This window comes from Lentibacillus sp., assembly GCF_035301925.1.
In the GTDB taxonomy this organism is placed as follows: Bacteria; Bacillota; Bacilli; order Bacillales; family Amphibacillaceae; genus Lentibacillus.
Genome location: NZ_DATGTI010000128.1, coordinates 1 through 11744 on the forward strand (window position 1 = coordinate 1; position 11744 = coordinate 11744).

Sequence of the window (11744 nt, forward strand, 5' to 3'; positions counted from 1 at the left end):
AAGGATTGATTATTGGAAAGAATGGCGATACGGTTGCCGGATTTAATAATATATTACAACTTAGTCCACCGCTTAGTATAACAGATGACGATTTAAAGTTTATAGTGAATACGGTGAAGAAGGCTTTTGCACAACTTTAAATAGTCATTGGAATCCTGGTTCCAAAATCAGGGATTCCAATGACTGATTTTTTTGTTAAAAAAAGATTTTAATAGAATTAATAATAAAGCATGAATGTTTTGCATAGAATGAATCACTAGCAATTATTGGCATGAAATAGAGTGTGGGAGAAAGAAAGGAGGAAAATTATGAGAGAAGAAGAACGGCCAATGGAATATCGTTTTAAAATAGCCCATCGTGAAGCACTTATAGGTTGCGCTCTAGCTGTATTCAATATTATTTGGTGGTATGGATTCGCGTATGGATTAGGGTCGAAACCTCCGGAAGAATATACCTACATATTAGGCTTCCCGGCATGGTTTTTTCTCAGTTGTATTGCAGGTTTCATTGTGATGGTTATATTAGTATTTCTAGTAGTAAAATTTGTTTTGAAAGATGTCTCTTTTGAGGATGATGAAGGTGAGGTGCCAGAATGAACGGGGAGGTAATCATTCCGCTTTTTTTATTTCTTATTGTAATTTTTTTCATTGGTATATGGTCCAATCGAAAAATGGTAAACTCGAAATCTTTTTTAAGTGATTATTTTCTAGGTAGTCGCGAGTTGGGTGGACTAGTTCTAGCGATGACAATGGTGGCTACTTATGGAAGTGCATCCAGTTTTCTGGGTGGCCCGGGTGCAGCCTATTCGATTGGGCTTGGTTGGGTGCTGCTTGCAATGACACAGATTGCAACAGGATACTTTGTTCTATTAATTTTAGGGAAAAAGTTTGCGATTGTCACAAGAAGGTTTAAAGCAGTTACATTGATTGACTTTCTTAAAGAAAGATACCAGAGCACCCCTGTAGTTTTATTGTCGGCATTAAGTATTGTTGTCTTTCTGTTTGCTGCGATGGCAGCGCAATGGGTGGGGGGCGCCTACCTCATTCAATCGTTAACAGGAATAACATATACTTCAGCACTGTTTATCTTTACGATATCTGTTTTAATCTACGTAGTCATTGGTGGATTCAGAGCAGTAGCGGTAACCGATACAATACAAGGGATAGTAATGGTGTTTGGAACTTTAATATTGCTGATTGGTGTAATCATCGCTGGTGGAGGTCTACCCAATATTTTCACAGACCTAATGACAGAAAACCCCAATCTGGTAACACCATATGGACAAGATGGACAATTAACCGGATTATATGTGTCTTCTTTCTGGATTTTAGTTGGAGTAGGGGTAGTTGGGTTACCGCAAGTAGCTGTAAGAGCAATGTCTTATCGCGATGCCAAATCGATGCATAAAGCATTAATGATTGGAACAGTTGTTGTAGGTTTTATCATGCTTAATATGCATTTAATCGGCGTATTCGCTCGTCCCATACTACCGGGGATCGAGGTGGCGGATCAAGTTATTCCTCTCATTGCACTAGACGTATTACCAGGCTGGCTGGCCGGAATTGTACTAGCAGCGCCATTAGCAGCTATGATGTCCACAGTAGACTCTTTGTTGCTCCTCGTGAGTTCGTCTATTGTAAAGGATGTTTATATCAATTATATAAAACCGGAAGCTTCATCCAATCATGTGAAAAAAATCAGTATGGGTTTTACAGCTTTAATAGGAACCATCGCTTTCATGCTGGCTATTAAACCTCCTGAACTTTTAATCTATTTAAATTTATTTGCTTTTGGTGGATTAGAAGCGGCATTTATTTGGCCGGTTGTACTAGGATTGTATTGGGAATATGCTAATAAGTTTGGTGCCATCGCATCCATGCTAACAGGGATTGGCGCTTATATAGGGATCCATTTTTATAATGAGGCATATGGAGACATGTTTGGTGTTCATACAGTAACAGTCCCGGTTTTTATCTCATTACTTTCATTTGTTTTATTTAGTTTATTGTTCAAGCAAAAAGCTTACGAATTTCCGACACAAATGATTAAAAAAGTATAAGGGGATGTTTAATATTTTGAATTTAACTAAATCAGATCGCATAAGAAGAGATTACGAGCGTGTAGTTTCACTTACACAACAACTCGTTAGAATACCTAGTGTATACAGAGCGGAAGATCCGGACAGCAACGAAGAAAAAGTTGCCCATTTTGTTGCAGACTATATCCGAAATCTCGGGATAGAAGTACACATAGAAGAAGTAGCGCCCGGCAGGCCGAATGTAATTGGTGTAGTGGATTCGGGAAAGCCCGGAAAGACGCTTTTATTTGAAGGGCATACAGATGTTGTAACAGAAGGAGATCGTGGGCGTTGGAAATATGATCCTTTTGGTGCAGAGATTGTTGATGGGCGAATGTACGGGCGGGGTACAAATGATACGAAAGGGAATCTTGCTTGTATGATTACAGCAGTTCAATCCATTTTAGAGGATAGAGAATCATTTACTGGAAAAATAATCTTATGTATCCCTGTAGATGAAGAAAGTATGATGTTGGGCATTAAACATTTTATTGGACAAGGCTGGGCAGATGAAGTGGACGGCGCAATTATTTGTGAACCGGAAGAGAATCAAGTATGTATTGCGCAGCGCGGTGCTTTACGAGTCAAAATAACAGTGCAGGGGAAAATGGCGCATGGTGCTATTTCGTGGAGTGGAATTAATCCTAATTGGCGTATGGCTAAAATTATTACTGCGTTACAACAGCTTGAAGAGAGAGAACAAGAGAATCATGGTAAACATTCCTATTTAAAATGGGGGACGATAACACCGACGGTTCTTCAAGCTCCGGTAAAAGGGGATGCACAGATTAACGTTATTCCCGAACAGTGTATGACAACGCTTGATATACGTACCATTCCAAGTCAGAATCATCATAAAATAATTGAGGAAATAGAGCATATTTTTTATCAGCTAAAAAGGGAAGATGAACACTTCCAGGCAGATTATGAAATCATCGAGGATCGGCCACCAACTGAAACAGATCCAGATGATCCGGTAGTATCAGCTGTTTATGACGCTGTAGCAGAAGTACTGGAAATAGAGCCTCAGTATAACGGCGTTCCCGGCGCAACGGATGGTACATTTTTACATGTACATGGTATACCGATCATTACTATTGGTGCAGGTGATCGCGATATCCCACATCAAATCAATGAATATGTTGAGATTCAAGAACTAGGAAAAACAACTGAAATCTATCGTAATGCAGCCTTGAAGTTTCTTAGAGAAAAGGATGAATAAAATGACGTTTAAAATAGCGGTACTCCCCGGAGATGGTGTGGGACAAGAAGTTATGAATGAAGCAATAAAAGTACTTGAGGAAATTCGGAAACAGGATTCAATAGATTTCTCCTATGATATTTTTAATTGGAATTCAGCATATTTTCTGGAAAATAATTGCATGATGCCGGAAGATGGGCTTGATCAATTAAGGGGATATGAAGCAATTTTATTAGGTGCTATAGGGGATACACGTGTACCTGATGATATAACAGTTTGGGAATTAATCATGCCGATCAGAAAAACCTTTCAGCAATATGTGAATTTCCGTCCAGCAAGACTATTAAAAGGTTTAGAAAGCCCACTTAAGTTAAAAGAGAATGAGGACATTGATTTTGTTGTATTAAGGGAGAACACGGAAGGTGAGTACTCAGATGCGGGCGGTACAATGTTTGCAGGAGAATCGAGAGAGCTGGCCGTTCAGAATTCACTAATGACCAGGCAAGGGATCAATCAGATTGCTGCATATGCTTTTGAATATGCACGGAAGCATGGATTCAAAAAAGTTACAAGTGCAACTAAATCAAATGCCATTACACATGTCATGAAATTTTGGGATCAAATCGTTGCAGAGGTAGGCACACAAAACACAGATATATCTTATGAAAACATCTATATGGATGCTTTAGTTGCCCACTTTGTTCAACGACCGCAAGATTTTCAAGTTATTGTGGCTTCAAATCTATTTGGTGATATATTGTCTGATCTAGGCTCAGCGCTTGTAGGCGGATTAGGTTTGACTCCGTCAGCTAATATTAATCCTACTCGCGAATTCCCATCCATGTTTGAGCCGGTACATGGATCAGCTCCTGATATAGCCGGGAAAGGGATAGCGAATCCGATTGCACAAATTTGGTCTGTGGCACTCTTGTTGGACCATTTAGGGCGGAAAGATTTACATGATCGCGTTCTATCAGCAATTGAAGCAGTGTTGGTGGAAAAGAAAACACTGACACCGGATATAGGCGGTACAGCAACTACGGAGCAGTTGGGAGATGCCATTGTAGAAAAGCTTTATAACGAACGGAGATGATAGAATGTCGGTATTAAACAAGAGGATTATCGTAACTGGTGCAGGTGGAGGAATGGGGAAAGCTGTTGTTCAATTATTACTGCAAAATGGTGCAAATGTAATTGGCTGTGATCTTAATAGCAATGCTTTAACTGAATTTGAATCTAATGAACGTTTTGTATCTATTGCATGTAATTTATTAGATGAACAAAAAGTAAAAGATTTATTTGAAATAGCTGTAAAAAAGTTTGGCCAAATCGATGGGCTTATTAATACAGCTGGTATTGCACAAAGTGCTACACCGATTGAACAAGTTAGCTTAACGGATTGGCACCGTCTGATGGATATTAATATGTCCATGATTTTTTTAACATGTCGCGAGGCAGCTATTCATATGAAAAAAGGTAAAAATGGAACGATTGTCAATGTCGGCTCCGTATCAACAACAAGGCCACGTCCAGGATTACAAGCTTATATTGCTTCTAAAGGAGCAGTAGAATCTTTTTCAAAAGCTTTAGCTTTAGAATTAGCCCCGGATAATATTCGGGTGAATACGTTACATCCAGGGCCCTGTGACACGAACATGCTCGGGCAGTTTGCAGGAAAAGATGCGGATATTGATGAGATGAAAGATACTGTGTTCAAACAAAGCATACCATTAGGAAAATTATTAACACCAAATGATATTGCCCAATCGGCGAAATTTTTACTTTCAGATGAATCTAGTATGGTAACCGGTGGTGTGTTTCATGTTGATGGTGGGAGAAGCGTTTAAATGACAAGTTGGGGAGGTCAACTTTCGTGAAAACTATAAAAATGTATATCAATGGCAGGTGGGTTCCTAGTATAAATGAAGAAACGATTGAGGTTACAAATCCATCGAATGGTGAAATCATTGCAACGATTCCCCGTGGAAACGCTAATGATATAGATGACGCGGTGAAGGCTGCAAAAGAAGCTTTCGCTAGTGAGGCATGGCGTAGGGTAAAACCGCATGAAAGAGGCTATTTATTATTCGTAATGGCTGAAAAAATCAGGGAAAACCGTGATGAATTGGCTGAACTGGAAACAATGGATGTAGGCAAGCCGTTAGCGCAAGGTTACGCGGATATCGACGCAGCCATTCGATATTTTGAGTTTTACGCTGGAGCAGCTGACAAATTGATGGGGGATACCATTCCAATTCAGGATGGGATAATTGATTATGTCGTTCGTGAGCCAATTGGCGTAACAGGACATATTATTCCTTGGAATTATCCTATTCAGATTATGTCAAGAAGTGTAGCGGCTGCGATTGCAACAGGAAATACCGTAGTAGTAAAGAGTGCAGAGGATACGCCAATGACTGCTTTTAAATTAACGGAATTTTTTGCAGAATCGGATTTGTCGGATGGCGTTTTTAATCATGTAACAGGCTATGGTTATGAAGCTGGTGCGGCTTTGTCATCACATTCTTTAATGAACCATATTACTTTTACAGGTTCTGTGGAGACAGGGACAGCTATTATGAAATCAGCAGCTGATAATATTGTTCCGGTTACATTGGAACTTGGCGGGAAGTCGCCGAATATCGTTTTTTCGGACTGTGATGTGGAAAAGGCAATAGATGGTGTTGTGAAAGCAATTACGCAAAATGCCGGTCAAACCTGTTCAGCAGGCTCACGTCTGTTAATTGAATCAACTTTTAAAGATACTTTTATAGAAAAGATCATACACCGGTTTAAACAACTAACAATCGGACCAGGTTTGGAAAATAAAGATATTGGCCCTATCCTAAATGAAACACAATTTAAACGGATCCAAAGATATATTGAACTAGCAAAAACAGAAGGTGAAATATTATTTGGAGGTAAAGAAGTTGTTGTAGAAGGAAGTGAAAATGGTTTTTATATTGAACCAACTATTATTGATAATCTTAAGCCGGATAGTAAACTAGCACAGGAAGAAATTTTTGGTCCGGTATTATCGATATTAACATTTGATAATGAAGAAGAAGCACTTCAGTTAGCGAATAACACCAATTACGGACTTGTTACAGGGATCTGGTCACAAGATATCAGTAGGGCACATTATCTTGCGAGTCGAATAGATTCCGGACAGGTTTTTATTAATAATTATGGTGCCGGAGGCGGTATTCAAATGCCTTTCGGTGGTTATAAAAAAAGTGGATTTGGCAGAGAAAAAGGATGGATGGCTTTATATAATTATACACAAGTGAAGAATGTTGCTATTCAGTACAGATAATCCATATTGGAAAAATTAAATATAAAGTGAAACTTTATTTCAGTGGGGGTTTAACGGCACACATGACGTGCTAGTGCTGACAATGGCACAAATATTTTCGGAGGGGCGAGTAATCGCAGCCCCAGGACGTGGCGTTTGTAAGCTTGCCTGTTTACAGGGGGTAAACGACTATTATTTTCCTGGATGCTGGTACTTACTCCTGCTTTGTACAAAATTCCCTCTTTCTGACATTTTTAAAATTACCCTCTTATACAAAGTGGCCAATCTTTTACGATTTCCATTTAACATTTTGTCTAACATATGATTCATTTAAACAAACATAATAATAATTAGATTGATATATTCATGCATAGAGAAAGAGAAAAGATGTTCCGACTTCACTAATAAATCTATAACAAACCGGAGGTATGCTTATACTTTGAGAGGTGATCTTCCTGGCGATTAGTTGTAAATGGTGTGGATCATCTGGAAAAGGCCTACAGAATTGCTCGAGAAGCTTCTGTCTTTTTTCTTTACTATTTAACTCTCAAAAGGAGGTCCATCAATGGGAAATTTACTGCAAAATTTGCTGTCAGCTGAAGACCTAGCAAAGAATTTTGATGAGTCCAAGCCTAGTTATAATGCGCAAGAAGCATTAGATGAAGCGAACCGATGTCTTTATTGTTATGATGCGCCTTGTATTAAAGCCTGTCCGACCGGAATTGATATTCCCGGCTTCATTAAGAAGATTGCATCGGGAAATTTAAAAGGTTCCGCAAAGAATATTATGGAAGCTAATCCGATAGGTGCAAGTTGTGCTCGGGTTTGTCCGACAGAGGAATTATGTGAGGGAGCCTGTGTGTTAAATAACTCTACAAAACCTATCATGATCGGTGATTTGCAACGTTTTGCCACTGACTGGTCCATTAAAAATGAGCAGGTATTATTTAACGCAGGTGAAAAAAATGGTAAAAGTGTTGCAATTGTTGGTAGTGGTCCAGCAGGTTTATCCGCGGCTCGTGAACTTGCAAGACTAGGTTATCAGGTGACAATTTTTGAGAGGAAAGAAGAGGCGGGAGGGTTGGACACACACGGTATTGTTCCTTTTCGGCTACCAAAAGATATCTCATTATGGGAAGTGGAACAGGTGGAGCAATTAGGGGTTGAAATCCGTACAAATACAGAAATTGGAAAAGATATGATAGCTGATGAACTCATCGATAATTACAATACGGTTATTCTTGCTGCAGGTATGTCGACAGTACCGATGCTTGGCATAGAAGGAGAAGATTTAGGTGGGATCTACGATGCAATTGAGCTTGTGGAAAAGACAAAGAATAAAAATTATCCAAAAGAGTTTGCCGGCAAACATGTGGTTGTAATTGGGGCAGGGAATACAGCGATAGATGGTGCTACAACATCAGTAAGACTAGGAGCGGATAACGTTCAGATTCTTTATCGCCGTACTGAAACAGAAATGACCGCCTATGAATTTGAATATGAATTTGCAAAACAAGATGGTGTGGAATTTAGATGGCTGACTGCACCTAAACGTCTTATTAGTGATCATGGGGGCCATTTGAAACAGATAGAGTGTGTACGAATGGAGCTAAAAGAGATGGGGAATGGTGAACGCCCGCGTCCAGTTGAAGTAAAAGGTTCCGAGTTTTTAATTGATGTTCATATTCTCGTTAAGGCGATTGGTCAGACGAGACATATGCACATCATTGAAGCATTTGATTTAGAACATAACGGTGGTGTGGTAAAGGTAGATCCTGAAACATACGTTACATCAAATCCGAAAGTTTATGCTGCAGGTGACGTTATTTTTGGAAAGGGAATTGGTGAGGCAATGGTAGTTTCTGCCGCACAACAAGGAAAAGAGACGGCATATGCCATCCATCAGCAATTAAAGGATTCTTGTACAGAGAGTGCCTGAAATGAGAAAGTAGATGTATGAAAAGGGGGAGAATAAAATGGCCGATATAAGTATTAACTTTGCTGGGATTACATCGCCAAACCCATACTGGCTTGCATCTGCACCTCCGACAAATACTGGGTATCAGGTACAGCGAGCATTTGAAGCTGGATGGGGTGGTGCAGTATGGAAAACGCTTGGTGAACCTGTATTGAACGTTACTTCGCGCTTTGGTGCACATCATTTTAATGGTCAGCGTGTTGCCGGATTTAACAATATTGAATTGATATCTGACCGACCGATTGAAGACAATTTAAAAGAAATTTATGAAACAAAAAAACGCTTCCCGGACCGGGCCATCATTGCGTCATTAATGGTTGAACCCAAACGGGAAAAGTGGCATGAAATTGTTAAACGTGTTCAAAATGTAGGGGTAGATGGTTTTGAGTTGAATCTCGGCTGTCCGCATGGCATGTCGGAAAGAGGAATGGGAGCAGCAGTTGGTCAGCATCCAGATTTAGTGGAAAAAACAACCTTATACGCGAAAGAAGCTGCTGAAGTACCGGTAATAACTAAACTGACACCAAATATCACAGATATTACTGCAACGGCAAAAGCAGCGGAGCGGGGTGGAGCCGACGCGATAAGTATGATCAATACGATCAATAGTTTAATAGGTGTAGATTTGGATACATGGAATACGATCCCAAATGTGAACGGAATGGGAGCACATGGAGGGTACTGCGGTCCAGCGGTTAAACCGATTGCTCTGAATATGGTCGGGGAATGTGCACGTCAACCAGATATTAATATTCCAATCTCAGGGATTGGTGGGGTTTCAACTTGGCAGGATGCTGTTGAATTTATATTGATGGGCGCAGGAGGCGTACAGATTTGTACAGCCGCAATGCATCATGGGTTCAGTATTATTGATGATCTGAATGAAGGGTTGAATAATTATTTAGATGATAAGGGGATCTCTTCCTTAAATGAGATCATCGGTGTCTCAGTGAAAAAATATACCGACTGGAGCAATTTGGATTTAAATCATAAGATCGTTGCACGTATTAATAATGACATATGTATTAATTGTAATAAGTGCCATATTGCTTGTGAAGACACTTCACATCAATGTATCGATATACTGACCGATGAAAAGGGCAATGATTATTTACAAGTTAGAGAAGATGACTGTGTTGGATGCAATCTTTGCTCCATTGTTTGTCCGGTTGATGGGGCAATTGACATGGTGGAACTTATACCGACAGAGCCACCATTGTCATGGAATAAACGCCAGTCAGCACTTCAAACGCTTAATAGCAAAAATTAATAACTCATTAAATGAATCATTGCTTTCGTCTCTTTACTAAAAATAAGGAGGATTCACTCATGAAAAAAATGATTAAAAATGGAACAATTGTAACAGCAACGGATACCTATACTGCAGATGTATTGATTGAGGATGAAAAAGTAAGAGCAATTGGTCAAAATTTAAGTGATATATATGCAGAGGTTATTGATGCTTCAGGATATTATGTTATGCCGGGAGGGATAGATCCTCACACACATATGGAAATGCCCTTTGGTGGAACAGTGACAAAGGATGACTTTGAAAGCGGTACCATCGCGGCGGCACATGGAGGTACAACGACAATTATTGACTTTTGCCTAAGTGAAAAGGGAAGTTCACTAAAAAATGCGCTCAACAATTGGCATGCGAAGTCCGAAGGGAAAGCCGTTATTGATTATGGATTTCATTTACAAATTGCTGAAGCAAGTGAACGTATATTAAAAGAAATGCCACGGGTGATTGAGGAAGAAGGTGTTACCTCCTTTAAAATATTTATGGCTTATAAAAATGTTTTGCAGGCTGATGATGAGACCCTTTTTCAGACATTAATTACAGCCAAGGAACATGGTGGTCTGGTGATGGTTCATGCGGAAAATGGGGATGTTATTAACTATTTAACAGAGAAAGCGCTGAAAGAAGGAAATACCGACCCAATTAACCATGCCTTAACGCGCCCAGCGGAACTAGAAGGTGAAGCAACAGGTCGAGCTGCGAAACTTACCGCCCTTGCGGATTCTCAATTATATGTGGTGCATGTAACATGTAAGGAAGCGGTTGAACAGATTGCAGATGCGCGTAGCAAAGGGTTCCATGTATACGGTGAAACCTGCCCGCAGTATCTTGTTCTCGACCAATCCAATCTTGAAAAACCAAACTTTGAAGGAGCCAAGTATGTTTGGTCGCCGCCGTTACGGGATAAGTCAAACCAAGGGATTTTATGGGATGCCTTAAAGACCGGTCAATTGCAGACGATCGGTTCTGATCATTGTTCATTTGATTTTAAAGGCCAGAAAGAACTCGGTAAAGGTGATTTTTCCAAGATACCAAATGGAGGACCATTTGTTGAAGACAGATTTAGTGTGTTATTTTCCGAAGGTGTGAAAAAAGGACGGATTTCCTTGAATAAGTTTGTAGACATTATCTCTACAAAGTCCGCAAAGCTATTTGGTCTATTTCCTCAAAAAGGAACGATCGCACCGGGTAGTGATGCCGATATTGTTTTGTTTGATCCGAATAAAGAACGTACGATTTCTGTTGATACACATCAGATGAATGTGGATTACAGTGCGCTGGAAGGGATGAAGGTAACAGGCGAACCAATAACTGTGCTTTCCCGCGGGGAGTATGTGATCAAAGATAAACGGTTCGTTGGAAAGCCGGGAATGGGTAAATTTCTGAAATGCGATAAGTTTCCTCGTGATGCTCATGAAAAGATTGAAAAGGCAGGGAATTTAGTTAAATAATTTATATGTAGGTTGAAGTGTAAACTGCCTGATCGTTTAAGATATGGAAGATGAGAGGGAAGAGGTAAGCCATTAAGGGGGGATATTTCATTGTCAAACGATGATGTTTTTTTAACAGAAAAACTTAAAATAGACAAATTAATAAAAGGCGGTTATATCATTATTAGCACGCATGGGACGCTAGATGGAGATATTGTGGAATTTGAAAATAAAGTCAAAAATCCTAAAAGGGAAACAATGCTTTTAACACATCCTGACAGCAGGAAATACTTCACGACTTTGTATATTCAACAGCAGCAAAAGCGCGAAGCCGCATTTTAATATGAATGGTGGGAAAAATATGGAAAAGCAAAAAATCCTGATTAATGGTGAACGTTTGAAACAGACGTTGGAGTTATTTGCTGACTTTGGAAGGACAGAAAATAATGGGGTCACACGC

At 39.7% G+C, this 11744-nt stretch carries 10 protein-coding genes and 1 pseudogene; all 11 read left to right on the top strand.

Features of this window, described 5'->3' with window-relative positions; all coding sequences use genetic code 11:
* Positions 1–140: pseudogene (locus VK080_RS10785) on the top strand (aspartate aminotransferase family protein); the annotation flags it as partial.
* Positions 141–308: 168 nt separating this feature from the next.
* Positions 309–596 (top strand): YhdT family protein, encoded by a 288-nt coding sequence (locus tag VK080_RS10790; RefSeq protein ID WP_324224780.1) that lies wholly within the window; start codon positions 309–311, stop codon positions 594–596.
* Complete coding sequence (panF, locus tag VK080_RS10795; protein ID WP_324224781.1) at positions 593–2059, top strand: sodium/pantothenate symporter; 1467 nt, start codon at positions 593–595, stop codon at positions 2057–2059. Before VK080_RS10790 ends, panF begins: the two co-directional genes overlap by 4 nt.
* 16 nt (positions 2060–2075) lie before the next feature.
* Positions 2076–3299, top strand: a complete 1224-nt coding sequence (locus VK080_RS10800) for a M20 family metallopeptidase (RefSeq protein ID WP_414672243.1) — start codon at positions 2076–2078, stop codon at positions 3297–3299.
* Position 3300: 1 nt separating this feature from the next.
* Entirely contained in the window at positions 3301–4371 is a 1071-nt protein-coding gene (locus VK080_RS10805; protein WP_324224783.1) for a tartrate dehydrogenase, read from the top strand.
* A 4-nt stretch (positions 4372–4375) separates the two neighbouring features.
* Entirely contained in the window at positions 4376–5125 is a 750-nt protein-coding gene (locus VK080_RS10810; RefSeq protein WP_324224784.1) for an SDR family oxidoreductase, read from the top strand.
* A gap of 26 nt (positions 5126–5151) precedes the next feature.
* Positions 5152–6594: an aldehyde dehydrogenase family protein gene (locus tag VK080_RS10815; RefSeq protein WP_324224785.1), complete on the top strand. Its 1443-nt coding sequence runs from the start codon at positions 5152–5154 to the stop codon at positions 6592–6594.
* A gap of 544 nt (positions 6595–7138) precedes the next feature.
* The gene (locus VK080_RS10820; protein WP_029266389.1) at positions 7139–8512 is read left to right on the top strand and encodes an NAD(P)-dependent oxidoreductase; all 1374 of its coding nucleotides are present in this window, start codon (positions 7139–7141) and stop codon (positions 8510–8512) included.
* Positions 8513–8549: 37 nt separating this feature from the next.
* Positions 8550–9821, top strand: a complete 1272-nt coding sequence (gene preA, locus VK080_RS10825) for an NAD-dependent dihydropyrimidine dehydrogenase subunit PreA (protein WP_324224786.1) — start codon at positions 8550–8552, stop codon at positions 9819–9821.
* A gap of 59 nt (positions 9822–9880) precedes the next feature.
* Positions 9881–11305 carry a dihydropyrimidinase gene (gene hydA / locus VK080_RS10830; RefSeq protein ID WP_029266385.1) on the top strand — a complete coding sequence of 475 codons (1425 nt, stop codon included), beginning with the start codon at positions 9881–9883 and terminating at the stop codon, positions 11303–11305.
* 90 nt (positions 11306–11395) lie between these two features.
* Complete coding sequence (locus tag VK080_RS10835) at positions 11396–11626, top strand: hypothetical protein (protein WP_029266383.1); 231 nt, start codon at positions 11396–11398, stop codon at positions 11624–11626.
* Positions 11627–11744: the final 118 nt, after the last annotated feature.